This window comes from Novosphingobium sp. UBA1939, assembly GCF_002336885.1.
Taxonomy (GTDB): domain Bacteria; phylum Pseudomonadota; class Alphaproteobacteria; order Sphingomonadales; family Sphingomonadaceae; genus Novosphingobium.
In genome coordinates this window covers 1-24,775 of sequence record NZ_DDFB01000087.1, presented here as the reverse complement: position 1 = coordinate 24,775, position 24,775 = coordinate 1, and the positions used below count along the sequence as shown (strand labels likewise).

The following is a 24,775-nucleotide window of genomic DNA, read 5'->3' as shown; positions in this document are numbered from 1 at the left end:
CGGCGGTGGCGCCGGTCGCCCCGGTGGTGCCCACGCCGCCGGCGGTGGGCGCGGCGGTGCCGGTGGCCGTGCCCGACGATGCCCCCGGCGCGGTGGCCGTTGCGGTCATCGTGTTGGCGTTGACCGTGCGGGCCGAACCGATGTTGGTCAGCCCGAAATTGTTGCCGTTGAGCGTTCCTGCGAAAATGCCAGGATTGGTCGCGGCCGCGCGGTCAGAAAACAACGTGTTGATATCACCAAAATTCTGACCGCAGGCGGGATCGTCGGCCACGCTGAAGCACGTCTTTGTCGCCGTGGTGGTAACATCGGACAGTACGGTGGTGCTGTTCGGGTTGGCGAAGGTCACCGTGTGCCTGACGACATCGAGGAAGTAGAACCGGGTCTCTTTCGTCTGCAGAGCCAGCGAATCCAGGAGGAAAGTGGACGACGCGTTGGCACCGTTGAGGTTGATGGTGCCGGCGGACAGCGTCCCGCCGACGTTTTCCACCCGGCTGAATCCGTTGACCGACAGCGAGCCGCCCGAAACGACCTGCGGCGCGTAAGACGGCCCAGACAGCCCGTTGGCAAACGACTGGACATCGAAGCGGTGCATCTGGCGCCGGAAGATCTGCTCGTCATTGCAGACCGAGGGTGTTGCGTTGGTGCAGCTTCGCGCCCCCACGCTGACCAAGACCGAAGCGTCGGAGGTGGTCTGGGAAGACGTGGTCCGGGTCCAGTCGCCCGGGGTCGAGTTTGTAAAGTTCGTGGTGTTGATCGTGATGTCGCCCGACGCGTTGATCTGGCTATAATTGGCGATCGTACCAACAAAACCATACGTGGGGATGCTGGTCGTCAACGTGATCGAGCCACCGGAATCGATTGATCCGGCAAAGCCCGCCGAGGCGGAGGCGACGTCGCTTGTGCCCTTGTTGATGATCGCGCCGCCAGCCGTGATGTTGACCGCGGTGGCGCCGTAGATTTCGCCCGAGTTGATGACCTGCCCAACCTGGCTGACAAAGGCTGGACGCGCCACGATCGTGGTCGCACCACCCGACGCGATTGCCCCTGTGCTGGACACAACCAGAGGCTGATCGCTGCGCACCTCCAGATTGAGCCCGCCGCCGCCGTAAATCAGTCCGTTTACCGTCAGAGGGCCGAAGGTGGTGAGGCCCGACACCCCGCTGCCGCCCACTAACCTCGAACCCGCCCCCTGCATGGCGAGACTGTCCACCCCGATCAGGAACGAATCCGACGCGGATATCTGCGCCCCGTCGGCCAATTGCAGCAACGTTCCGCTCAGGCCCGAATCGTTGGGCCGCATGGTGAACAGCCGCGAAGTGCTGCGTCCGCCGGTTTGGAAAACGAACTGGCGAACCTGGTTGGCGAGGATCGTGTCGGCGGACAGCAGGCCAGCATTAATCACCTGCGCGCCACTGCCCGGTGTGGCGAGGGTCAGCGCATCGTTGGCCACGATCTTGCCGCCCGCCGCGTTGCTGATGCCGTTGGTGCCGTTGAGGGCTAGTCCCGTCGCCGCCTCGATATCGCCGGTGCCGCCGTTGGTGATCGTGTCCGCGCTGATGGTGACGGCAGGGAATATCCCGCTCGCTGCTGGCACGAAGTAGATCGCGCCCTGGTTGAGCAACGCGCCCGAAAGCCCGATCGACGACCCCACATCGCCCTGGATCGTTCCCGCGTTGCTGATCGAGGCGATGCCGAGATCGAGCCGCCCGGCCAGCAGAGTCGAGCCCGCACCGATGCCGAACGCCAGCCCACCCGCCTTGGCATCGAGCGTGCCGACCACCTGGAATAGCCCATCGGTCCCGGTCGATCCGCCCGGCCCCGCAGTGAAGCGGTTGTCGAAGGCGATCGCGCGGTTGTCGCCGTTGATCGCGCGCAGCGCCAGGTTGCCGGCGACATAAACCGTGCCGGCGTTGGTCAGGTCGGTGCCGAGCGTTATCGTGCCGTTGTCGGGCGCGAAGACCGCACCGAGCCGGTTGTCGAGCGAAGCCGCCGTCAAACCCAGCGTGCCACCGGTGAAGACCTTGCCGGTATTGGTCAGTGTGCCAGCGATCGTCAGGTTGGTCGCGCCGCTGCCGGTGACGAAGCGGCCCGCATTGACGAACGAGCCGAGTGTCAGGCTGGCCGCATCGGCGGCGATTGCCGCACCCGCATCGGTCGCAAGCACAGTGGCAGGCCCATCGATGGTCAGGCGGGCCGGCGTGGCTCCTGCGGCGGCCTGTGCGGCGATCACGCCGCTACCTGTCGCGGAAACGGAAAGGGTCGCCCCGGTGCCATGAATCGCGAGGTCGCCCGCGGCGATCACTGTGCCGCTGTTGACGAAGCCGCTGCCTGAAAGATTGAAGGTGGCGTCCTTGCCGGACTGGATGGCCGAGCTGTTGGCCAAGTTCGCCGCATTGACCAGCAGCGTTCCCGCGCCGTCGGTCGATCCGATCAGCGTGCCCGCATTGTTCAGATCCCCTGCGAGCGTGAATGTGGTGCCCTTGTCAGCCTGGAACACGCTGCCGGCCAGGTTGGTGAACCCAGCCGCGGTGATCGCGGCGGTCCCGTCTTGCGCGTAGATCGTTCCCGCGTTCTGCCCCGCACCGCTGTAGGCCAGCGCCAGGTTGCCGCGGCTCTGGATCGTGCCCGGGTTGTCGAGCGAGGCGAAGCTCCAGTCGAGCCCGTTGCCGAGCACGAGGCCCTGGTTAATCAGTACGGTGCCGCTACCATCTAGCGTGATCCGCCCAGTGGTGGTGGCGCTGGTGGGCGCCGTCTGAATCGTCCCGGTGAGGCGATTGGTAAGCGCGAGGCCTGTGCCGGAAAGCGTGATGTCGTCTTGCGCCGAGATGAGGCCGGCGTTGTCGAGCGTGGGTGCGCCACCGGCAAAGGTCAGCGCCAGCTTGCCCAGCGAAACCAGCCGCGCGCCCTGCTGCACCTTGAGCGACCCGAGGGTAAGCGCGGCATTACCGCTGGAGTTGGCCAGGAAGATCCGCCCGGCATCGTCCAGCAGACCCGCGATCGTAATTGCGCCGCCGATTTCCGACTGGATCTGCCCTGCCGAGGCATTGTCCAGATTGCCCGCAGCCACTGTCAGCGTGGCATTGGCGCCGATCGTTCCGCTATTCGCCAGCGCACCCGAAACGGTCAGTCCGAGATTGCCGTTCGCCACGAACGTGCCGGAGTTGGCCAGGCTGGCGAGCGTGACCGCCACCGTCTGCCCGGTCACTTGGCCTGACTGGTCGGAGAAAGCGGCGTTGGCACCGCTGATTGACAACGCGCTGCCAGATACAATGCGTCCGGCGGCGGAATTGGTGAACGCGGCGTTGCTGCCCGCGATCAGCGAAAGGTTGCCCACCGCCTGCAAAGCGCCACTGTTTGCCAGCATCGTGCTGAGATTGACGGTGAGCGCCCCGTTCGAGGCGAGGCTGCCGCTGTTGGTCAGCGAAGCGGCCGTGACCGTGCCGCTCCCTCCGGTATCGGCCGAGAGCACGAGGTTGCCGCTGTTGGCGAGCGTGCCGGCCACGTTTATCGTGTTCGATCCTGCTGTCGCGCCGATCGCGCCCGCGTTGTCGAGTGACGCAAGCCCAAGCGCCAGCCGATCGGCGGTGAGCACGCCGCCGGCGATGTTTACCAGCGAGAGTGCACCATCGCTCGTCAACGCGACCGGTGCCGCGCCCGTGGCCGCCTGTGCGGCGACCACACCAGTTGCCGCGTTGGTGAGGGTCACCGCGTTGGTGCCACCGTGGAGCGCCACGCCCCCGACGCCGAGCAGCGCGCCAGCGTTGCGAGAGCCAGCCGTGGCGAGGGTGAGCGAAAGCAGGCCATCGGCCTGCACGATCGCGCCCGCGGCGTTGTCGAGTGCGCCGCCGAGCGTGATTGCGCCGCCGTTGCCCTTGGTGGTGAGGATCGTGCCTGCGTTCTCCAGTGTGCCGCTCGCCGAAAGGGTCACGCCGGTACCAGCCTGGATGCCGCCCGAGGCGCTGTTCGCAACGCTCGCCGCCGTGCCGGTCACCGTGGTCCCCGCGATCAGCACGCCCGAATTGCTGGCCGCGCCGGTGGCGGTGAACGCCAGCGCGCCGTTGGCGTTGAGCGCGCCGGCATTGTCGAGCGACGCAAGGGTGAGCGCGATGCCGTTACCGGTCAGCACCGAATTGGCCGCGGTGGTCAAATTGACCGCGGTGCCGCCGATGGTCACAGACTTGCCTGCAGCGGACCCCGCCTGGATGAACGCCTGTCCGGCATTGGTCACCGCCAGCGCGGTGCCGGTGCCGGTGATCGCCAGGTTGCCCTGCGCGAGCAGGTTGCCCGCGTTCACCAGCGTGGCACCGCCGATCCGCAGCGCGAGATCAGCCTGCGAGACGATCTGCCCGCCGGCCTGGTTGTCGAGCGTGCCTGCGCTGATCGTGCCGCTTCCGCTGGCGTTGGCGAGATATACCGCGCCTGCGTTGACCAGCGCGCCGGTGGCGGACACGCTGCCACCCATGCCCGATTGCAGCGTGCCCGTGGCAGCGTTGCTCAGCGAACCCGCCGTCACAACCAGCGTGCCGTTGGTGCCGACGGTGGCGCGGTTGGTGAGCGTACCCGTGGTAGCCAGGGTCAATGCGCTGCCGCCAACGACCGTGCCCGCGTTGTCGAGGCTAGCTAGCGCCGCGTTGACCGTTGCGCCCGAGATGGCGGCGCCCGCTGCATTGGTTGCCACGGCACCACCGTCGATCGTCAACCCGCGCGCGGCGCTGGTCGTGCCGTTGTTGGCGAAGCTGGTCGCCAGGTGCAGCGCCAGATCGCGAGAAGCCTGGAGCGTGCCGACGTTGGTCAGACTTCCTACGGTGATCGCAGCATCAGCGGCGGGATCGGTCGCGGCTATGAACAGTCCGGTGTTGGCCAGAGTGCCGGCGGTCGCGATAGTCCGGGCCGCCTGGACGGTCCCGTCATTGCGCAGCACGGCCGCCTTCATCGTCAGCGAACCGGAGGTGAGCAAGCGCCCGCCAGCGGCGTTGGTGAACGCCTCACCACCGCCGCCGCTGCGATCGGCCAACGTCAGATCGCCTTGCGCAACGATTGTGCCGCTGTTGGCGGATGTGCCGCCGAGCTGAAGCGCGACTCCTCCGGCATTGGCAGCGATCGTGCCCGCATTGTTGAGGCCTGCCCCGGCGCGGACCGTCACCGCGCCGTTGTCGCTGACCACCGTGCCATTGCCTGCATTGCTGACGAAACCCGCGGCATCGAGCGTCAGCGCGCCCGGGCTGGTTACCGCGTAGCCGCCGAGATCGAGATTGCCCGTGCCCGCGGTCAGCGTGAGGGCGCCGCCGTTGCTGTAGACGAACCCGCTGCCGGTGGTAGCCAAGCTGCCGACGAGCCCCGTCAGCGAACCTGCCGCACCATAGCTGGTACCGCCCAGCGTCGCGGCACCGGCGATGTCGAAGGACATTGCGCCGCCGGCATAGCGCTGGTTGGCGTTGGCCAGCGCGGTGGCGGAAGTGGTATCGGCCAAAGCCGCAGACGTAAGCGACAGGTTGCCAGACGCGATGATCGCGCCACCGGTGAGGGTTGTCTTGCCCGCTGCGGCCAGCGCCAGGTCGCGCCCTGAGGTGAGGCTGGTATCGCTCGCGGTCAGGTCACCGGCGCCAGCAGAACCGGCAGCGATGGCGAGGTCGCGCGCGGCCGAGATACTGGCACGCAATTCGAGATCGCCCGCGGCGGTGATCGTCAAATCGTCTGCCACCGCGGCCGCATCGCCCAGCAGCCGAACGCCGACCCCGGCCTCGGTCGCGATCAGCCGGATGCGGTTGGCGTAGATTCCGCCGACAGCGGTCGAATCGATGGCGTAGTCGGGCGCCGCGCCAACGCCGGCCAGCGCGGAGGCGGTTCGTGCCTGGTAGTCCCAGCGGTGGGCACCGCCGACGACATCGAGCACCTTCCCGTAAGCCGGCCCGCCAAGCGCGATCTTGCGGCCAAGCAGCGCAGCATAATCGGTTGTCTGGGCATCGAGCCCTGCTCCGGTTAACGCAATCGTCCCACCGGTCACGTCGAAGCCGAGCAATTGTCCTGTGCCGTCGATCCGCGACCGTCCGGTGGTGAGCGTGAACGCGGCAGTGTTGATCACTCCGCATCCGCCGCAGGAGATCCCGTTGGGATTGGCAACGATTACGTCCGCCCTCTGCCCGGCCACCTCCAGGTAGCCGGCGAGCACGGTGGGGTTGGTCGAGGTCACCTCGTTAAGGATCGCCCGGGCCGGCGCGGTGAGGTTGCGGTTGATGTCGACCAGCCCGGCCAGCTGGGTTGTCACCCGGCCTTCGGCATTGGCGTCGGCGGCGGTGGCGTTGTTGAGGACGACGCCCCGGCTGGAAACGTTGAAGGCGTCGTAGGTGTTGACCGAGATCCCCGCCGCATTGGGATTGGCGATCTGCACCACCGGCACCCCGTTATCGGCATTGCGGACCTGGGTGGCGGCACTGTTCGGCGCCACTTGCGCCAGCAGTTGGCCTCCGGGAGCGGAGACCAGCATTGCTGCCAGCGCCAGCGTGGAGACCGAGCTGGCCGAACGCAGGCGGCGGGAGGGACTGCGGGTTGCCGTCAACGCGCGCATGGTTCGCATCCTAGAACGAGAGTGAGGCCCTGACGAAAGCCAGCGTGCCTTCGTCGGGAAGCGGCCCGCGAGCGATCGCGCGCGACGCGGTGAAATCGAGATTGACCGGCCCGGCGCTGACGCCGACCCCGCCGGAGACGCCCGCGATGGTGCCACTCGGTCCGCCCGGCGAGGCCGAGCCGACAAAGCCTCCATCGAGCCCCAGGTGCGGACGGATCAGCCCGCGCAGCGGGCCGATCTGAACGGGCAGCAGCGCTGTCAGGTCGTTTTGCAGAAAGGCGCCACGATCGGCCACGAGGCTGCCGACGAGAAAGCCGCGGACCGTGAACGGTGATCCGATCACCATCTGCTCGCTGCTGTAGAGCGGATCGAAAGCGTATTGCGCTTCCACCTCGCTCGAGAAGACCAGGCTGGTGCGGCCCGCGGGAAGCGCGATCGAGTAGTAAGCATGCGCGGTAAGCTTGGTGAACTGCGCACGCGGGCCTCCCGGCCCGGTCTGCGCAATCGCGTCGTCCAGCGCGCCCAGCGCCTTCAGCCCTTTGACCGCGCCCATGCCGAGCTTCAGCGAGCCGCGTCCCACCAGGATCGACCAGTTGGCATCGAATTCAAGCACGGTAAGCACGCGCGAGCTGACCGGCAGATAGATGCCGTTTATGTAGTTGCGGTTGCGCTTGTTGGTGATTTGCGCCGACAGTTCCACCTTGTTGTGGCTATCGCGGTATACTTGGAGATCGGCGCGGCCAAAGGCGGTGGCGTTGTGCCCTGTCAGCACGAACACCGTACCGCCGCCGGTCACCGTCTGCGAGGTATAGTCCGAATCGTTGTAGCCCCCGCTCAGCGTCAGGGCGTTGCGCGGCACCGAGAAAAGCACGCTGTTCGAGCGGGAGTCGCGGTTCGGTCCCCCCGGGAACACGGTCTGCCGGCGTGAATAGCTGATCAGGTCGTTGATCCCGAGCACATTGTCCAGGATGACCGTCCCGGTTGCCTGGTTGCGGCCGGTGGAAGGCTGCCCGGTGTTGTCGTAGGATCCGCTGACGTGGAGGCGCGATCCCACACGGTTGGATATGCGCACCACGCTGTAGCCGGGCTGGGATCCCGGCAGGATGTCGAGTGTCGCATGGTTCGAGGCGAGGCGGTTGACCTGGTCGAGCCCCTGTTCGAACACGCGCAGGTTAAAGGCCTTGTTGGCCACATTGCCGAAGGCACCGGTCATATTGATCGTGCCCTTGGCCTTGTCGTCAAGCACGACCTTCTCGACCTTGCCTTCCACCACATCGAGCACAAGCACGCCCTGCTGGAGGCTTTGCGGCTTGATGTAGACCCGCGTCGTCGGCCGGCTCTTCTCGATGTAGAAGCGGGTGATGTCGGACAACAGGTTCTCGACGTCGCCAAGCCCGAGACAGCGGCCGATGTAGGGCGCGGTGAGTTCGCGGCGGCGGCCTTCGTCCAGCAGCGGACTATGTTCGAATTCGATCGCCTTGATCTCGCGGCAGGAGCCTTGGCTGGCGACCGCCTTTTCGTGGGTCGGGACCTCGATCACGGTTTGCGGCTGCGGACTGGTCAGGATGCGGGTGACATCCTGCTGGATCTGTTCCTGCTGCTGGCGCTGCAGGACCTCTCCCTGCCTTGCCGCGTCCACGGGGGGCGCAGGCGGCGCTGCTTGGGCCGCCGCTGGTTCCGCACCAAGGCCCGCGTGCAACGCCAAGGCCAGCCCGAGCGAGCTCAGCGGCCCGCCATTCCCGATCTTCATCCCCCGCATCCACTTCGGATACACCCCGCGACAAGTGCAGGAAATCACGACATTTTGACCGCTCAGGCACTGAGACTAGTCAAAATGTAGGGTGTAATTCCCAGCGCGGGACAGTACTCGCCGGGGAACCGCTCAGGGCCATCGACACTCACCCCAAACTACGAGGCGATCGGGCGAATCCGTTTTGATTGTCCGGACTTGCGTTAGGGAAATTCGAAGGCTTGTCGCCAAACGGATTTTCGATGATGAGGTCGCATCGATGGCGAGGGGGCCGTCGGGGTTACAGTTCGAGCGGGGGCGAGTGTTGTCCAGTCCCAACTTCCTATTGATTGACGACCACGGCTTGTTCAGTTCGGGCGTGGAGCTGATTATCCGGCAAGGCTTTCCCGGCGCGCGGCTCGCTTCGTTCGCGGCTCTCGGGATGGCGCTGGAATGGAATGAGGCGATTCCCGACGTCGTGCTGCTCGATATCAATCTGCAAGGCATAAGCGGCATCGAAGCCGTGCCGATGCTGCGGCTGCGGTGGCCCGCCTGCCGCATCGTGTTCGTCACCTCCGAGCAGGACCAGGCGGTGCTGGCGCGCGCTATGGCCAGCGGCGTCGAGGCCATGGTCGCCAAATCCGAATCGCCTGAACGACTTGTCTCGGTCCTGCGGCGGCAGGTGCCTGGAATCCAGCCTGAGGCCGCCAGCTCGCCGGACTTCAGTCCGCGCCAGGTTGAAGTGCTGAAACTGCTGAGCCAGGGCCAGTCGAACAAAGCGATCGGCCGGACCCTGGGCCTTTCCGAATTCACCGTGCGCGGGCATGTCCAGCTGATCCTGAAATCGCTTGGCGTAACCAACCGCACTGCCGCGGTGTTCCGGGCGCGAGCGGTGGGCTTGTTGTGACGCCAGGTATCGCTGCGGCTTCGGACCAGGACCTAATGGCTTCCCCGCAACGCGCGGTGCTCGTGGAACAGGTGCGCCTGATCTATGGCGTGCTTGGCCGCTCGTCATGGTCCACCTTGGCGCTATCGCTGTTCGTCGCTTGGGTGCTGCGCCAGCTGGGAATGCCGATCGCGATCTGGCTGGCCACGCAAACGCTGCTCAAGCTGGGCGAGCAGATCGAGATTCGCTGGTTCATTCGTGACGAGGCGATCGCCGCACATCCCGAGCGAATGGTGCGGCGGCTGATGGTGACCCAGTCTCTCCACGCCGCGGGATGGGGTGCGCTGCTGTGGATTGCCGCGGCCAGGGCCCAGCCCGACCAGTTCATATTCGTGGTCATGGCGATCGGTGGAGTGCTGAGCGGCGGCATCACCTCGTACAGCCCGCTGCCGCGCGTGCACCTGGCTTACATCTGCACGTTCATCGTGGTGGAACTGGTATCGTTCATGGCTCTGTGGCTGACGGCAGGCAGCAACCCTTACTTTACCTACATGCCGCTGCTGATGATCATCTATTGCCTTGGCACTTATTCCAATACCACGGTGGCGGGGCAAACGTACCAGCGCACCATCGAGCTGAGTTTCCGCAACGCTGAACTTGCCCGCAGCCTCGAGCACGAGGTGGACCATGCCCGGTGCGCGCAGGTCGAGGCGGACGCCGCCAATGCGGCCAAATCGACCTTCCTGGCTTCGGCCAGCCATGACCTGCGCCAGCCGATTCACGCGCTCGGCCTGTTCCTCGCCTTGCTCGATCGCAGCCGGCTTGACGACTTGCAACGCGACACGATGAATCAGGCTCTTGCCGCCCTACGGGCGTCATCCGAGATGCTCGACGCCCTGCTCGATTTCTCGCGCGCCGAAGCGGGCGTGATTGTCCCGCAATGGCAGTCCTTTGCCATCGGCCCGGTCCTGCGCCAAATCGAGGAAGAGACCGGAAGCACGGCTGACGATCGGCAGTTGTTTTACCGGACGCGCGACAGCGATCTGTGGGTTCGGTCCGACCCGACTCTGGTCAAACTGATCCTGCAAAATTTCGTGACCAATGCGATCCGCTACACGGTCACCGGCGGCCTGCTCGTCGGTTGCCGCCGGCGCGGCACGGTAGTGCGAGTTGAGGTGTGGGATACCGGCATCGGCATTCCCACGGATCACCACGAGGCCATTTTTGCTGACTTTCTGCAATTGTCGAATCCGGAACGTGATCGTCGCAAAGGTCTCGGATTGGGCCTTGCCATCGCGCGCCGGCTCGCAGACCTGATCGGTGCACGGATTACGCTCAGCTCGAAGCCCGGTCAGGGAAGCGTGTTCGGACTCGAGCTTCCGGCAAGTGTGGCGACGTCCCCTCTCGAAACGCAGCCCCAGCCGGCAGCAGTGCCTGCGTTCAGGCGAGCGGGTGGCCGCGTACTGATCCTGGAGGATGACGAGGCAGTGCGCCAAGGCTTGTGCGCCCTGCTTGCCGATGCCGGCTTCGATGCGGTCGGCTGTGAAACCATTGCGCAAGCCTGTGAGGCAGCGCGGCGAGAAGCGCCAGATCTTGCGATCTGCGATTTCCGGCTGCGCAATGGTGAAAACGGGATAGAGGCCACGCGCCGGCTCCGCGCTCTAGCGGGCCAGGAACTCCCGGTTCTTTTGATTACCGGCGATACCCATCCCACGCGTCTCGCCGAGGCAGCCCGTGCTGATTTGATCGTGCTGCATAAGCCGGTGCCCGCCGATTTGCTGCTCAAAACGATAGGCAATTCAATTTCAGTTCCTCTTCCCATGCATGCAGCTGTCGAGAACAAATAGCTTAGGGTCGGCACTCGCCGCTCATCAACCCGGGGCTTGCCGTGGCTCTTGGGGAAATAGGCCGGCAGACGCGCCATCTGCGCGTCCGTCAGCCAATACAGATCGCTCATGCTCGGTGTGAACCTATGACCGGTTTCGACGGCGCTGCCCGCAGCTTTGAACGACCGTTATTGCGGCGCTAGCGCTCAGGATGGCCAGAACGCACGCCGCGGACAAATGCGTCGCTGAAGTGGACAAGGTCGGCCGGATCAAGATCGGATACCGCCAGAAACTCCAGCCCGTCCATCTGCCAGCGCTCGATACCAAAACCCGCTTGAGGGGGGACATCGCGCCATGCGGCGGACGACGATGAGCCAGACCGCACAAACAAATTGATCGTGTGCAAATGCCGCCGATAGACCAGCACCGCCACGTCATGCCCCTCGATCACATCGAGCCGCCCACCGCTCAGCGCGAAGCCGTCAGCCGACAGGTCGGGCACCGGCGGCGCAAAAGCGAGGCGACCGTTGAACCACGGCTTGACCACATGCCGGTCCGAAACGGAAACATCCGTAAGATGCCCCGCCTGAAGCGAGCGAATATGGCTGTCCACCAATGCCTGGCGCAGCGCTGGCCCCTCGGCGTCAGGCATGATCAGCCAGAAGGCCAGACTGGCCGCGATCGCCCCCCCGACGGCTCCACCCAACCATGCGCGGACCGGTTGCGACGGCCGCGCGGAGACGGCCAGTCTCTCCGTTCGCGCGGAGAGGGCTTTGGGCGCCGCATCGCGCAGCTCCGGCGCGCGCAACAAGCCGCGCAGACGGTCCAGCCTGTCGAACTCGCGACGGCAGGCCGGGCAAAGGCGCAGATGGTCTTCCAACCCGATAACCCCGATGGCATCGAGTTCCCCATCCAGCATGGCGTGCAGCGCAAGGATACGGTCAGGGCAAGCGGCGTCGGTCATGATCGGTTCTCTTGCCTTGTCAGGCGTCCCGGCGCTTCATCAGGCCTGAGCACAAGGTCCGCCAGCATCGAGCGGGCGCGGGCAAGGCGTGACATTACCGTGCCCAGCGGGGCCTGGGTGATGTCGGCGATTTCGCGATAGGACAACTCCTGCAATTCCCGCAGCACGATGGCCTCACGGAAGGGTTCCGGCAATTGCTCGATCAACTTGCGGACCTCGCCCACCGTGACATGGCTCTCCATCGCGCGCATCGCGGCGACATCTTCATGCTCGTCTTCGGGCTCGGCAGGAAGCTCGAAGCGCCGCGCGCGCCGCCAGTCGTGATGGCAACGGCGCAGGATCGCCATGAGCCATGCCTTCTCGTTGCCCCGGCAATCGCTCATCGCTTTCAGGGCGCGGGCAAAGGCTTCCTGCACGATATCCTCTGCCGCCGCGGTATCGCGGGTAAGATAACGCGCGTAAGTGTAGGCGGCATCGAGATGCGGTACGATCGCGGCGCGAAACCGCGCGGCTTGATCGGGCTGCGGACTGTCGAAAGCCGCATGAGGCCTTTGCGGTATGCGCAAGCGGGGAATAGACCGGCGGCTGAACATCGGGAGGCCTTTGGGTCCAGTGCTATTTCTGGCGGGCCAGATAGGCAATGAGATCGGCCCGATCCTGCGACCGGGGCACGGTGTAATACATTTTGGTCCCCGGCACGAAAGCTTGCGGTCCGGCCAGCCAGCGGTCGAGATTCGCGCGCGTCCAGGTTAACCCAGAGGCGCGAAGGGCGCCCGAATAAGCATAGCCGGCGACTGTGCCAGCCCGTCGCCCCACCACGCCGCGATGGCGCGGACCGACATCGTTTTCGTCGAGCGAATGGCATCCCATGCACGCCTGATAGAGATGCATGCCGCGAGCGAAGTCGCCTGCTGTTTCCTTGCGGGCGGCCACCGTATTGTTCGCATACGCCGCTATCGGCAGCAGCGTGAGCAGCACGACCAGGGTTCTGGCTGGAATTTGCCATTTCACTATCGCCCCCTCCCTCAGCCCAGTGCCAGATCGGTGACGGCTATGGGCGCATCCACCATAGTCACGCTCAGCGAGGTCATGCCGATATGGGCAGGCAGTTCGGCGGCGGGCACGACCAAAGGGCCTGGCCCAGCCCCTTGCCCGGGCGCGGGTTGGGGATAGGCGGTGGAGCGTGCCGCGTGGAACAGCAAATGACCTTCCACCTTGCGCTGGATTTGATGGATGTGGCCGTTGAGCGCGGTCACCGAGCCAAAGCGGCGCAGCAGGCTGAAGGCCTCTTCGGCATCGGCGGTGCCCCAGCCCCAGTCCGGGTAGAGGGGCCACAACGGGAAATGCGACATCAGAACAACGGGCGTGGAGGCGGACAAACCCGCAAGATCGGCCTTGAGCCAGTCCAGTTGCGCCCGCCCCAGTGTGCCCTGCCCACTGGCACCGAGCAGGGCCGCGTTGACCAGACCAATGAAATGCACCCCATGCCGGTCGAAACTGAACCAGCCATCCCCGACGATGCCTTTACCGAAATGCGCGTTGAAGGCGCGCGGATCAGCACCGTCGACCATGTCATGCTCACCCGGCACCGCAAAGACCGGCACGCCGATTTCGGAGAGCAATTGTTGCGCGGTATCGAATTGAGCCGCTGTTGCCAGATGAGTAACATCGCCGGTGTGAAGGACGAAATCCGGCTGCCGGGGCAGCGCCCGGATGCGCGCGATGGTCTGGCGCAGGCTGGCCAGCGGATCGGGATTGGCGGCCTTGGAAAAGCCGATATGGGTATCGCTGATTTGCACAAAGCTGAAGGCCGCAGCGCTGTTGCCGGCGCTGGACGTGCCGTCCAGTACCCGCGAATGGGCGATGCCGCCGCTCAGCGTGAAAAGCGCGCCGGTTCCGGCCCAACCCATGCAACGCAGGGCCTTGCGGCGATCAAGAGGGGCAATCAGGGAATCTGCGGTCATTTGAGGGATGCTCCGTCGCTGTTCCCTGTTCAGACGGTGCGGCGGATCGATTTATTCCCGTGCCCGCACAAATTCTCGTCATAGCGCGTTGGATGGCTGGAATACGTTGGGCCGAATGGTTCGGATGGCCCGCGGCATGGCTCTTGCTGCTGAGGCAAGGCCCATCAGTCTGTATTTCATTGCGGCATGGGCAGGATGCGCGCCGCATCGAGGTGTTCGAGGTGGTGGGCATAGCGCGCCAGCTCAGCCCGTCGCCCCTCCTCGTCCATGCGATTGGGGCCATAGACCGCAAACGGCTCCAGCACAGTACAGCCGGTGAAGCCGAAGATGCCGCGATGGATGGGGAACAGGATCTGCTCGACCTCGTCATACAGGCCGTCGGCGCTATAGACCTCGTGGGGGCCGCCAAGGGTGAGCGCACACATGGCGCGCTTGCCGCTGAGCGCACCAGTGCTGAAATAGCGCCCGCCGCCATAGGCTATGCCACAGGCGAACACCCTGTCGATCCAGCCCTTGAGAATGGCGGGCATTCCCAGCCACCATATCGGAAATTGCAGGATCAGCAGATCACAATCCAGCAGACGGTCGATCTGCTCCTGCACATCGGCAGCGAAGCCGGCTATGGCGGCGGCATGCAATTCCTCGGCCTGCATCTTCAGACGCACCGGATCGACCTGACCCAGAAAGTTGCGGCGATCGGAAACGGGATCGAAGCCTATCCGGTAGAGATCCGACACCACCACCTTATGGCCAAGGCTTTGCAAGGTTTGCACCGCCTGTCGAGTCATGGCCGCGTTGTAACTGGTCGGTTCGGGATGGGCGTGAACGATGAGCACTTTCATGCCGGCTGCGCGCTCCAAAGTGCTTGATCGAGCAGGAAACATCCAACTCCGCGCAGGATCGGCAAAAGCAGTCTCGCGGCTGGAACCGGCGGCATCAGGGACAGAGCATGCGGCCGGTGTCCCTGAATTCGGAAACCAGCGTCAGCGCTCCCTCCAAAAGAGAATGGCCCGAGCGCGACGGCGGTGCGGATCGTTGTCATGCTTGTTGTTCCCGATGCGGCAGGGCGATCTCAGCCCCGACCATATCCTTCGTTCGCATGCCGAAGGCCCAGGGTTACAGGTGGTCAATTCTGACGACGGGCGGGAAGGACGGGATCAAGGAAGGGGCGTCTGTCGGCGGCTATCTCCATTCCTGCACCGCAATCCGCCTATCCGGTCATGCGGCGACAATAGCCGCCGGTTATCGCTTCTGCCAAAAGGGAGAAAAGGCCCGCTAGGGGCCGCATCGTCCCTTCCCGCAGTTCTTCGCGCGGCAACGCCACGCCAGGCGTGACCACGCCTTCGCGGGTACCCGAAGGTACCCGCTTCTCGCGAACGGCGTGCATCGGCCTCAGGCCGGTTGCAGATTGATCGCATGAGGCTCGGCAGGCGGCAGGCCGGCGCTTTCCGCCTGCGCCATCAGTTCCTGCTTGCGCGCCAGCATCGCGTCGCGCAGTGCCACCAGATCGGCGTCGGCCTTGCGGCACTGGGCGAACATGCCTTCGGCTGGCATCTCCTCCTCGTGCACGTGGTGCTTGATTTCTTCCGACAGCACCTTGACCTTCGCGTCGTAGAAATCGTCGCCGGGCGCCCCGGCCTCGATGTCGTTGATAAGCACTTTGGCACCGTCATGCTCGACATAGGCTTCATCAAGCGTGTCGTCCTCGATCTTCCCCCGGAAGGCGGGATAGAAAATCTCCTCCTCGAGCGCGGTGTGTATCTTGAGCTCGACACAGATCCGGTGTGCGAGTTTCTTCTTCGCACTTGCCCCGCTCGCCCCTTCATATTGTGCGAACAGGTCTTCGACCGTGCGATGGTCTGCCTTCAGCAAGGCGATAGCGTCAGTATAGGTTTGGTCCGGCATACGATGTCTCCTTGCAGACGTGTCAATCGCGCAGTCCGCAGACGCTGGCCAGTTGACCTCCAGCGTCGCGCCAACCGCGGGTATGCGGTTCGGGGTCGCGCACCACCCATGAACAACTCAACCTGGGATGGGTTGCGCGTGAGCGCTCTTCACTAACATGCATCACAGCAAAAATCGGACGACGCGGGATCAGCGGACGCCGAAGCGAGTTCCACTACAGTCCGCGGCGTCTGTGCCCTGGAGCGCCGGATGGCAGCCATGCAGCCAAAGAGACCTCGATATGGTCGCGTGACTCAGTTGTTGTGGTTTCCGGAAAAGCCGGGGCGGTTCAGATCGGCGGCATAAACCGACCATCGTATGTAGTTGCGCCATCCCTGGTAGAATGGTGGGGCATCGCGACAAGGCGCATCCCGACGTCAGCAAACCTGAACGAGGAAAGCGATGTCCTACACGCCTAGCAACCCGGCCTATGCCGATCCGTCCGACCCCGCGCTTCCCCCGAGCAGCTTCGTGTTCGACAGGAACAAGGCCGCGCTCGTGATCACCGATCCGCAAATCGACTTCTTGGGCGAGAACGGAGCCGCCTATGGGGTTTTTGCCGAGAGCATCGCAGAGCAAGGCACTGTCCCGAACCTGCGTCGACTGATGCTCGCGGCGCGTGACGCCGACATCCCGATCATTATCTCGCCTCACTACTATTATCCGCACGACGATCGGTGGCAGTTCAATGCTCCTGGCGAAAGCCTCATGCACAAGCTGGGCATGTTTAAGCGGCAAGACCCGCTTTCCATCGAGGGCTTCAAAGACTCCGGCGCCGACTGGCTCCCGGTGCTGAAAGATGTGATCGAGGACGGACGCACCATCGTGTGCTCGCCGCACAAGATTGCCGGCCCGCAGACCAACGACACGCTCTTCCAGCTACGCAAGGCGGGTGCCACGCAAGTCATCCTTGCAGGCATGGCGGCGAATTTCTGTGTCGAGTCACACCTCCGTGACTTCGCCGAGCACGGATTGGAAGTCGCCGTCGTCCGCGACGCCACCGCCGGCAGCAAGATCCCGGAAGGTGACGCCTACGCGGCCGCCCTCCTCAACTTCCGCTGGTTCGCAAACGCGCTGTGGTCGACCAACGAGGCGGTCTCAATCTTGGGGGCGGCTGCATAAGCGGCTTCCTCGGTCCCGTCTGGCTGCTCCCGCTGTATGCCAACGGTCCGTGTCCACGTCCCTGACCCGGACATCCCCGCCTTCATCGAGCGTTGATGGTCGAGCGCATCAAGCCGTTCCAAGCGCTCTCATGATTGAATGCCCCGGAGCGACGCTCCGGGGCATTCTCATATCCTTCTGCCGTTGTGATCGTCCAACTGCGATCAGCGAAGCCACGCAATGACGCTGAGCAACAACAGGGTTCAGCAGCCGTCATGCATATGCGGTTGGACAAACGGCAGGTCCGACGAGAAGCTGGTCCCTGCGCGTCGATGTCTTTGACGATCGGGGACGTTCGGGTGGCTGCCCATCGCTTCGCCTGCGGAACGGCAGATGTGAAGCCCCATTCCGTTTCCCGCGGCCCTGGTGGTGAAGAACGGATCGAACGGCTTTTCAAGGTCGCCATCGAGGATACCCGGTCCATTATCGAGGATACGGACACAGACCGCCTCACCTTGGGCTACCTATCATGCATGATAGGCTAGGGCACAACTTGATCGCGCGTCGCATCGACGCGTTGCCGGCGACTTGCCGCAGTTCCACCGGACGACCCTGCACTGGGAGAACGTGTCCAGTTTCAGGATTTCGCATCTCTCCGGCCGGCGTTTTAAGCCCGCCGGCAATGTCGCTCTCTCGCGTCCGCTGCACGACGCATGCCGCTGTCCGGCGACAGGTGCGGCGCAAGCCAAGCGTCAGTTTGTGAGAACGTCGGTGCGCTTACGCAGCCTTCGCATAGGTGAATCCGGCATTCTGCAGCTCGACGATGTAGGCGACAACGCTGGGGACCAAAACCACGCCCTCGATGAGATTGTTTGTAAGGTCGGCCGCCACCGTGTCCGGGTCCCCGGCGCCCGATTTCGCCACCACTCCGCGGGCGATCGCGTGGATCGAGTCGTGGCAGGCGATCATCACAGCCCCACGCCGTTGCAGGGTCCGGATGCTGTTGTTGCCGACGCCGTAGAAGCCGTCGATCTTTTGTCGATCGTCGGTCGGAGCGACCCCTTCCCGCTCGGCAACGAATGTGTTCGCCGCAAACTTGCCGCCTGCGTTCGCCGCCAGCCCATACCGATCCCACATGCTCTGATCGAACAACGTGAGATGCGCTGTCCCGTGCACCGCCGCGACCGCGAGGAAATCCGGATGCCGGTGGGCGAATACCTGACCATTCAGAGATTCCCGCATCAGGTTCAGCCAAGCCGAAGAAATGTCCGACGCCTCCCACATCTGCTTCTTGTCGCCCCGAAAGGACAGCAGGATTTCTGAAGCCTCATGATCCCAGAGGTCTGCGCGGTCGATCATGAAAGGGACTTTGTCGAAACCGCGTCGCCTGGGTGCGGCGGCGAGCCTGCGGGCGAGGTCCGCCAATGCGCCAGCCCCGGAGGCCACCGCATCCGGTCGCCGCATGGCATCTTGAGCAAGACTTACCCCAGGAAGTGCCGCAAGCACAGCTGTGCCTCCCAGGACCGCGAAAGCTCGGCGCCGATCGAGCGATTGTTCCAGCATCGCCGCCACCTCAGTAAGCGTAGACGTTCGCCGCCCGTCGGGCGACACCGTCCATGAACATCGACATCGCCGCGATCGTGGCAGAGTCTTCGATCCCGTAGCGGGCCGCGAGTGTGTCGAGGTTTGAATAGCCGACCCAGGTGCGACCGCGGGCATCCTCCCAGACGAGCATTCGCAGCGGCAGATCGAGGCCGATCGCCTGGGTCTTGTCCATGAGCTTTGTTCCGACCTTGGGGTTCCCGAACGTGATGACTGTCGTCGGACGAAGCTGGAGATCCACACCTTGCGCGTTTGCGGCGTGGTCGACGGTTGCGAACACCGGCACCTTTGCTTCGGTGAGCGCGTTCCGGATCCGCAAGATCGTCTCGGCCGGACCGTACTTGCTTTCCTGGACGACCATCTGCGCCTGATCCACGCCAGGTCCGAGGTTGGACTTGTATGCCTGAGCGATCTGACGGGCGAGGACAGTAAGGTCGACGCCCTCCTTGTTGGTCAGCAAGGTCACGCACACGAGTTCATCGGAAGCCGTGAAGCGGCTGAGATAGGAACTGAAGCCCGGGGAATCGCCCTTGACCTCCATGAAACCCGGATGATGCGTGAACTCCCAGCCCAGCATCGCCGGAACGACGGTTCCGTTGGCGAGCTTGGTCGGCATGTATATTACGTCGCGATCGACCAGCTCCTTGACCAAAGCCGAGCCGGCGAGGCCAATGTCCCACTTGCTGATGTCTTCGGCGGACGACCACAGATCACCGAAGCCGAACAGGTTGGACGACGCCTCCGGCGGCACGGGCATCGCCTGTCCCCCGACGATGCGGTAACCGGTCGCCGGTTCGACCGGGTTGATGAAGGGTTCCTCGGCCTTGAAGCGCGAATGCTGATTGTCGCCCGGATGGGACGCAGGCCGGTCGATCTTCGCCTTAGCCGCGAACTCATCGGCGAACATCGTACTATCGAGGTGCATCGGGTCGATCTGATGACGTCGAACGAATTCGCGATAGGGCATACCGCTCGCATGCTCGATCGCGAGCGCGAGCAACGCCGCATCCGTTGCGCTCAACGCGACCTGCGTGCCGCTCTTGAAACGGAGCGGTTCAGCGCGAACAAGATCCAGAAGCTCCGTCGGCTTATATTGCTTCGCGTCGTCGAGGCGGGCTCTGTAATCAGCAATGCCGGAGCTGTGCTGCATGAGTTGCAGGATCGTGATGCGCTGCCACGCGGCAGGCAGGCCTGGCACATGTCGTGAGATGGGGTCGCTAAGGTCGAGCTTGCCCGCTTCCTTCAACTGCATCACCGCCACGGCCGTGAATGCCTGCGTTACCGGTCCGATGTTCCACATCGTCTTGGTCGATGCGAGCTCATCGAGGTCGAGGCTCGTCTTCCCATAACCCGCCGACCGGGGAATGTAGGGTGCCTGAACGATCGCCATCGACAGGCCCGGAAGCTTGTGCTTCTCGATGAAGTCGGCAACCAGCTTGTCGATCGTCTCTCCATAGGTGGCGAGCCGGTAATCACCCCGAACGATCGGCAGCACCGGTGTCGGCGCCGTCTGCGCGAAGGTCATGTTTGAGACAGAGAGAACGGCCGCCGCCGAAAGCATCAGCCGAGTATTTTGTCCGAGACGCATGATCGTCCTTCCCTGCATGTTGTCGGCGCATCCGGCGCCGGGACTCGATGGCAGGACTTTCGCAAGACGCGCTCGGACGAACTATTGGACGCTCGACGGGCCGGATCCACACTTCGGTAGGGTCCACGCTGCCGAGGGTAGGTGATTGTCAATTCACGCTTGGGGACTGCGCGGCCGGCTGAGCGCTCGGAAGCAAACGTCCGCGCATCAGCAGGACCAGCGTCCCAATGGCGATGGCGATAACAAGGATGTTGGCCAAAACGAAGACGACAGGAGCGAGAATGGCGATGGCACCTCCTGAATCGGCTGGCGCCAGCTTGACCATGGCTCCGGCAAGCGCCGTCGCTCCGAAGGTGAAAGCCCAGTAGCTGGGCCCGAAAGGCTGCTCCGCGATCCACCGTGACAGGCGCAAGAGCAACATCGCCTGAAGAATGCCGTATCCGATCAACATGTGCGCCACCAGGTCAGGGGTGCCTGGACCGACCGCGAGATAGCTAACCGCCCCGACTGCCGGCGGTGCGAGCTGGATTCCGAGTGTCGGACGGATCGGAGCCGGCATCGGCTCAGCTGTGTAAAGGCGCAGAAGCAGGACGGATTCCACCGCGAGCCACGTGAAGAACCCCGCGCCGAACGCAATCTGTCCCCACTCCCGCCACCCCAATGCGGCGGCGACCGTCCCGGTCACGAAGCCGCCGGCAACCATCGGAAGATAGAGCACCGGCGTCGTCGCGGCATTGCTGCGCCCGCCGCGCCAGAGGATGCCGGTGCGCCAGAGTGCAAACAACAACGTGAAACTGGCCCCGAGAGTGAAAAGAACGACCGCCAACGTCCGCGACACCGTCAGAAATCCTTGTGCGATCAACAGCGTGCTCACGCCAGCCAGCCCGATAAAGCAGCACTGCACCGGATGTTCGGCTTCCTGGGCAGCGGAAGCCGGCGCCCACACCCACTTTAGAGCGTACAGGCAACTCACCGACAGCCACGCGGCGAACGCCGCGACAAGTATCCCGTCCGCGACAGTCACCGGCAGGCCCCATACGGCGTGAGCCGCACGCCAAGCGTTAGACAGGCCAGAAAGCCCCAGAACTATGCCGAAGAACGACGCGGGGATGGACGGGTAACCGCCCGAGCGGGACAGCTGGACCATGAGGAATCTCCTTCCAGAAGCTCAGGCCATCTTCGAGCGCTAGCTTCCTACCGCGCGCACAGCCGTGCGCGTCCACTATCGGCTCTCAGGCGTCCGTCTCCAATCTGCACGCTGGTATGGCCCGATCCGCCCCGCTTTTTGACAGACTCGTCCGGCCACCTGTGGTCTGGACCGGGAAGGAGCCATGGAATGGCGCGCAATCACGCGCCTGACGGTGTCCGATGCGGTTGTAATTCTTGAATCGTCCATTCACCCGCATCAGCACCGGTCAAAACATCTCGGAAGGCGCCGCCGGAACCCCGCTTACGATTGATGCCCGCTATCGAGCCGAGCTTGCCGGGTGCTCGTTGCACCTTGAACAATTTCAAAGAGGCTGCTCTTAATCGCGCAATTAAAATCAATGATTGAGGTTGAGGATGGCGAGCCGCACTCCGCGTGAACTGATCGAGCTCTACTGGACCGAGGTTTGGAATAACCGCAACGCTGACCTTATCCGCGAGCTTTGCTCTGATCCCATCATTCGCCATGATCCCAATAGCACGACTGCCCTTTCGCTCGAAGACCAGATTGCCCGGGTGAAGCAGCAGAGCGAAGCAGCGGAGCCCTATTTTGAACACGAGGTGCTTCTGGCTGACGATACGTATGTCACCTCGGTATGGAACATGCATACCCGCAAAGGTGACAGGGTCGAGCTGTGCGGGATCGAAGTCTTCAAGGCGGTTGACGGCAAGTTCACCGATTGCTGGAACTCAAGCTACGTAGCGGGCCGATGGGGACGCGAAGGTGACGTTTCGGTTCCGCAAAACCTGCCGGCTCCCACGATGATTTCCAGCCTTGATCAAGTGACTCCCGAATGGTTGCAGGCGGTATTCCAGCATGCGGGCATCGACTCTCCGCGGATCTCGCTGAGCCGTTCGGTGCCGATCGGGCACGGCAACCTGTCGGTCACCGGGCGCACCGCGATCACCTACAATGCCAATGCCGAAGAGGGGATCCGGTCGGTCGTTTGCAAGATAACCACCGACATCGCCGCCGCCGCCGATATCGCTGCCACGCAAGATGTCTACCGGCGCGAAGCATCGGCTTACGCGTTCTTTGGTGCGCAGACCCAGTTTGCGACACCCCGATGCTATTGGAGCAAGGCCGGGGCTGATGGGCGGACGCTTAACCTTGTGTTGCAGGATCTTTCACAATCAACCCGGGCTGTCAGCCAGGTCGAAGGATGCAGCCCGGCCGAAGCTGTGGCGGTCGGTGCCGAACTCGCCAGGCTCCATACCGCGTACTGGGATCATCCGGACCTGGGCTCGGCCGCGTGGCTGCTCGATCGCAAGCGGGGTGCCAGCCACTCCGCAGACGTCCAGCTTGCGGCGGCGGCAGCCTTCCGCGATCGTTTCGGTAATCGCGTGGCAAGTGGCTGTCTCGATGCGATCGACCATTTCGCGCGGCGGGCTAAGCAAGACATCCTGAACTTGCCGGTGGGCAAAGCGCTGATCCATGGAGAGCCGCGGGTCGATAACGTGCTGTTCGAGGACCTGCCCAGCGGCCCGCGAGCCTGGCTGATCGACTGGCAGTTTGCCTCGCTTGGCAGCCCAATGTTTGATCTGGCCTACTTTCTATCGGGTTCTCTGGAGCCTGCAGACCGACGCGCGGTTGAAGAAGGCATGATCAAGGCGCACCAGGCAGCGATTGCCGTTTGTGATCCGGCATACTCGCTCGATCAAGCCCGCCGGGAATTCAAGGCTTCTCTTCCGATTGCACTCCATTTTTCGGTCGGCGCCGTTCTCGCAATCCCACCGGGAGATTTGGAAGACCGCCTGCTCTCGACTTTAGTCGAACGCAATGTGTCGGCCCTGATTGACTGGGACTGCCTCGCATCTTGAGCCACGGGCCATCATACGGAATGGACGGCCGCTTCAGGGATGTCGCAACAGGAACGCGAGTGTCAGCGGCAGAGGCGGGACCCTGATCGAAAAGAAGGCGCGCCGCGCCGGCATCAGATCGGCAGATGCGGCTTGCCGGTATCGATGGTGATCCAGCGCAGTTCGGTAAATTCGGCAATGCCCGCCTCGCCGCCGAAACGGCCATAGCCGGAAGCCTTGGTGCCACCGAACGGCATCTGCGCCTCGTCATGCACGGTCGGGCCGTTGATATGGCACATGCCCGCCTCGATCCGCTCCGCCACGGTCAGCGCGCGCGCGATGTCGCGGCCGAACACCGACGATGTCAGCCCGTATTCGGTGTCATTGGCGATGCGCACCGCATCGTCATCGTCCTTCGCGCGCAGGATCGTGGTGACCGGACCGAACGATTCCTCGGCATAGATCAGCATGTCAGGCGTCACGTTGACCAGCGCCACGGCGGAAAGCAGCGTGGCGTCGTCGCCCGCCTCGCCCAGCATCGTTGCGCCCTTCCCCACCGCATCCTCGATGAAATGGCGGATGCGCTGCGCCGTGCCGGTATCGATCACCGACCCCAGCGGTGCCGCGCCCTGACGCGGATCGCCGGCGCGCAGGGCCTCCACACGGGTGCGGAACCTCGCGATGAAAGCATCGGCCACGGCCTCATGCACGATGATCCGTTCGGTCGACATGCAGATCTGACCGCTGTTCATGAACGCGCCGAAACCGGCCGAAGCCACCGCTGCATCAAGGTCGGCATCGTCCAGCACGATCATCGGCGCCTTGCCGCCCAGTTCCAGCAGGACCGGCTTCAACTGTTCGGCCGCCAGCGTCGCGATGATCCGGCCCACCTTGGTCGATCCAGTGAAATTGATCCGCCGCACCGCGCGGTGGCGGACCAGCGCGGCCACTACCTCGGCCGCATCGGCCGGGGCATTGGTCACCACGTTGACCACGCCTTCCGGGAAGCCCGCATCGCGGAACACATCGCCGATCAGCCGGTGGGTCGCCGGGCACTGCTCGGATGCCTTGAGCACCACGGTATTGCCGCAGGCAAGGGGCGCGGCCACCGCGCGCACGCCCAGAATCACCGGCGCGTTCCACGGCGCGATGCCCAGCACCACACCGGCCGGGCGGCGCACCGTCATCGCGTGGCAGCCAGGCCGGTCGGAGAGAATCGTCTCGCCCCGCACCATCGTGGTCAATGCCGCCGCCTCGCGCAGCATGCTTGCGGCCAGATGCACATTGAAGTGCGCCCACCCCGCCGATGCGCCGGTTTCAGCAGCCATCGCGGCGGTGAAGGCTTCCCCGCGCGCCTCCATGATGTCGGCCGCCGCCAGCAGCAGGCGCCGCCGCGCGTTCGGCCCTTGCGCGGCCCAGCCGGGAAAGGCCCGTGACGCCGCCTCGGCCGCCGCGATCGCATCTTCCGCACGCCCCGCCGCAGCGCGGCTCGCCACCCCGCCCAGCGGCCCTGCGCGCTCGAACATGGCGCCCGAGGCGGCCGCCACGTCCCGGTTCGCGATCAACAACTTCACGTCCATCTGATCCTCCGGATCGATTG

General features: G+C 64.2%; 16 protein-coding genes and 2 pseudogenes. 4 read left to right on the top strand and 14 right to left on the bottom strand.

Annotation, left to right across the window (positions count from 1 at the left end; all coding sequences use genetic code 11):
• Positions 1-6,565: filamentous hemagglutinin N-terminal domain-containing protein (locus B3547_RS11750; protein WP_292963308.1), on the bottom strand; the 6,565-nt coding region annotated here is incomplete at its 3' end.
• Positions 6,566-6,575: 10 nt separating this feature from the next.
• A complete protein-coding gene (locus B3547_RS11745; RefSeq protein ID WP_125956100.1) occupies positions 6,576-8,315 on the bottom strand; it encodes a ShlB/FhaC/HecB family hemolysin secretion/activation protein in 1,740 nt (579 codons plus the stop codon).
• A gap of 304 nt (positions 8,316-8,619) precedes the next feature.
• Between B3547_RS11745 and B3547_RS11740 the strand changes: the two genes are divergently transcribed.
• Both B3547_RS11740 and B3547_RS11735 read left to right on the top strand, forming a co-directional pair.
• On the top strand, positions 8,620-9,201 hold the full coding sequence (locus B3547_RS11740) for a response regulator (protein WP_292963304.1): 582 nt from the start codon (positions 8,620-8,622) through the stop codon (positions 9,199-9,201).
• 62 nt (positions 9,202-9,263) lie between these two features.
• Entirely contained in the window at positions 9,264-11,027 is a 1,764-nt protein-coding gene (locus B3547_RS11735; protein ID WP_292963301.1) for an ATP-binding response regulator, read from the top strand.
• A gap of 11 nt (positions 11,028-11,038) precedes the next feature.
• Here B3547_RS11735 and B3547_RS11730 read toward each other — a convergent pair.
• The 7 genes and pseudogenes from B3547_RS11730 to B3547_RS11700 all read right to left on the bottom strand — a co-directional run.
• Positions 11,039-11,137: pseudogene (locus tag B3547_RS11730) on the bottom strand (IS5/IS1182 family transposase); the annotation flags it as partial.
• Positions 11,138-11,205: 68 nt separating this feature from the next.
• Positions 11,206-11,970, bottom strand: a complete 765-nt coding sequence (locus B3547_RS11725; RefSeq protein ID WP_292963298.1) for an anti-sigma factor family protein — start codon at positions 11,968-11,970, stop codon at positions 11,206-11,208.
• Positions 11,967-12,563 carry a sigma-70 family RNA polymerase sigma factor gene (locus B3547_RS11720; RefSeq protein WP_292963296.1) on the bottom strand — a complete coding sequence of 199 codons (597 nt, stop codon included), beginning with the start codon at positions 12,561-12,563 and terminating at the stop codon, positions 11,967-11,969. The genes B3547_RS11725 and B3547_RS11720 overlap by 4 nt, the downstream gene beginning before the upstream one ends.
• 22 nt (positions 12,564-12,585) lie before the next feature.
• Positions 12,586-12,981, bottom strand: coding sequence for a c-type cytochrome (locus B3547_RS11715; protein WP_223806643.1), 396 nt, complete (start codon positions 12,979-12,981; stop codon positions 12,586-12,588).
• 14 nt (positions 12,982-12,995) lie between these two features.
• Positions 12,996-13,934: a metallophosphoesterase family protein gene (locus B3547_RS11710; RefSeq protein WP_292963293.1), complete on the bottom strand. Its 939-nt coding sequence runs from the start codon at positions 13,932-13,934 to the stop codon at positions 12,996-12,998.
• Between the two features lie 176 nt (positions 13,935-14,110).
• The gene (locus tag B3547_RS11705) at positions 14,111-14,776 is read right to left on the bottom strand and encodes an NAD(P)H-dependent oxidoreductase (RefSeq protein ID WP_292963291.1); all 666 of its coding nucleotides are present in this window, start codon (positions 14,774-14,776) and stop codon (positions 14,111-14,113) included.
• Positions 14,777-15,326: 550 nt separating this feature from the next.
• Complete coding sequence (locus B3547_RS11700; RefSeq protein WP_124809635.1) at positions 15,327-15,839, bottom strand: hemerythrin domain-containing protein; 513 nt, start codon at positions 15,837-15,839, stop codon at positions 15,327-15,329.
• A 441-nt stretch (positions 15,840-16,280) separates the two neighbouring features.
• On the opposite strand from B3547_RS11700, the gene B3547_RS11695 reads away from it, so the two are divergent.
• Positions 16,281-17,000, top strand: a complete 720-nt coding sequence (locus B3547_RS11695) for a cysteine hydrolase (protein ID WP_125956116.1) — start codon at positions 16,281-16,283, stop codon at positions 16,998-17,000.
• Positions 17,001-17,242: 242 nt separating this feature from the next.
• Here the strand turns inward: B3547_RS11695 and B3547_RS22055 are convergent.
• The 4 genes and pseudogenes from B3547_RS22055 to tehA all read right to left on the bottom strand — a co-directional run.
• Positions 17,243-17,482 (bottom strand): annotated as a pseudogene (locus B3547_RS22055) (ATP-binding protein); the annotation flags it as partial.
• Positions 17,483-17,756: 274 nt separating this feature from the next.
• Positions 17,757-18,542, bottom strand: a complete 786-nt coding sequence (locus B3547_RS11690; RefSeq protein WP_292963286.1) for a hypothetical protein — start codon at positions 18,540-18,542, stop codon at positions 17,757-17,759.
• 10 nt (positions 18,543-18,552) lie between these two features.
• On the bottom strand, positions 18,553-20,169 hold the full coding sequence (locus tag B3547_RS11685) for a serine hydrolase (protein ID WP_292963284.1): 1,617 nt from the start codon (positions 20,167-20,169) through the stop codon (positions 18,553-18,555).
• Between the two features lie 148 nt (positions 20,170-20,317).
• Positions 20,318-21,316, bottom strand: coding sequence for a dicarboxylate transporter/tellurite-resistance protein TehA (tehA, locus tag B3547_RS11680; RefSeq protein WP_292963282.1), 999 nt, complete (start codon positions 21,314-21,316; stop codon positions 20,318-20,320).
• Positions 21,317-21,732: 416 nt separating this feature from the next.
• On the opposite strand from tehA, the gene B3547_RS11675 reads away from it, so the two are divergent.
• Positions 21,733-23,196 carry a phosphotransferase gene (locus B3547_RS11675; protein ID WP_292963280.1) on the top strand — a complete coding sequence of 488 codons (1,464 nt, stop codon included), beginning with the start codon at positions 21,733-21,735 and terminating at the stop codon, positions 23,194-23,196.
• A gap of 113 nt (positions 23,197-23,309) precedes the next feature.
• Here the strand turns inward: B3547_RS11675 and B3547_RS11670 are convergent, their stop codons facing one another.
• Positions 23,310-24,755 carry an aldehyde dehydrogenase gene (locus tag B3547_RS11670; RefSeq protein WP_414690551.1) on the bottom strand — a complete coding sequence of 482 codons (1,446 nt, stop codon included), beginning with the start codon at positions 24,753-24,755 and terminating at the stop codon, positions 23,310-23,312.
• Positions 24,756-24,775: the final 20 nt, after the last annotated feature.

Excerpts from the sequence above, each read along its gene's own strand:
- B3547_RS11710 (WP_292963293.1), bottom strand. The coding sequence starts at position 13,934 with ATGACCGCAGATTCCCTGATTGCCCCTCTTGATCGCCGCAAGGCCCTG.
- B3547_RS11745 (WP_125956100.1), bottom strand. The coding sequence starts at position 8,315 with ATGAAGATCGGGAATGGCGGGCCGCTGAGCTCGCTCGGGCTGGCCTTG.
- B3547_RS11720 (WP_292963296.1), bottom strand. The coding sequence starts at position 12,563 with ATGTTCAGCCGCCGGTCTATTCCCCGCTTGCGCATACCGCAAAGGCCT.
- B3547_RS11675 (WP_292963280.1), top strand. The coding sequence starts at position 21,733 with ATGGCGAGCCGCACTCCGCGTGAACTGATCGAGCTCTACTGGACCGAG.
- B3547_RS11705 (WP_292963291.1), bottom strand. The coding sequence starts at position 14,776 with ATGAAAGTGCTCATCGTTCACGCCCATCCCGAACCGACCAGTTACAAC.
- B3547_RS11685 (WP_292963284.1), bottom strand. The coding sequence starts at position 20,169 with ATGCGTCTCGGACAAAATACTCGGCTGATGCTTTCGGCGGCGGCCGTT.
- tehA (WP_292963282.1), bottom strand. The coding sequence starts at position 21,316 with ATGGTCCAGCTGTCCCGCTCGGGCGGTTACCCGTCCATCCCCGCGTCG.
- B3547_RS11695 (WP_125956116.1), top strand. The coding sequence starts at position 16,281 with ATGTCCTACACGCCTAGCAACCCGGCCTATGCCGATCCGTCCGACCCC.
- B3547_RS11690 (WP_292963286.1), bottom strand. The coding sequence starts at position 18,542 with ATGCTGGAACAATCGCTCGATCGGCGCCGAGCTTTCGCGGTCCTGGGA.
- B3547_RS11725 (WP_292963298.1), bottom strand. The coding sequence starts at position 11,970 with ATGACCGACGCCGCTTGCCCTGACCGTATCCTTGCGCTGCACGCCATG.
- B3547_RS11670 (WP_414690551.1), bottom strand. The coding sequence starts at position 24,755 with ATGGACGTGAAGTTGTTGATCGCGAACCGGGACGTGGCGGCCGCCTCG.
- B3547_RS11700 (WP_124809635.1), bottom strand. The coding sequence starts at position 15,839 with ATGCCGGACCAAACCTATACTGACGCTATCGCCTTGCTGAAGGCAGAC.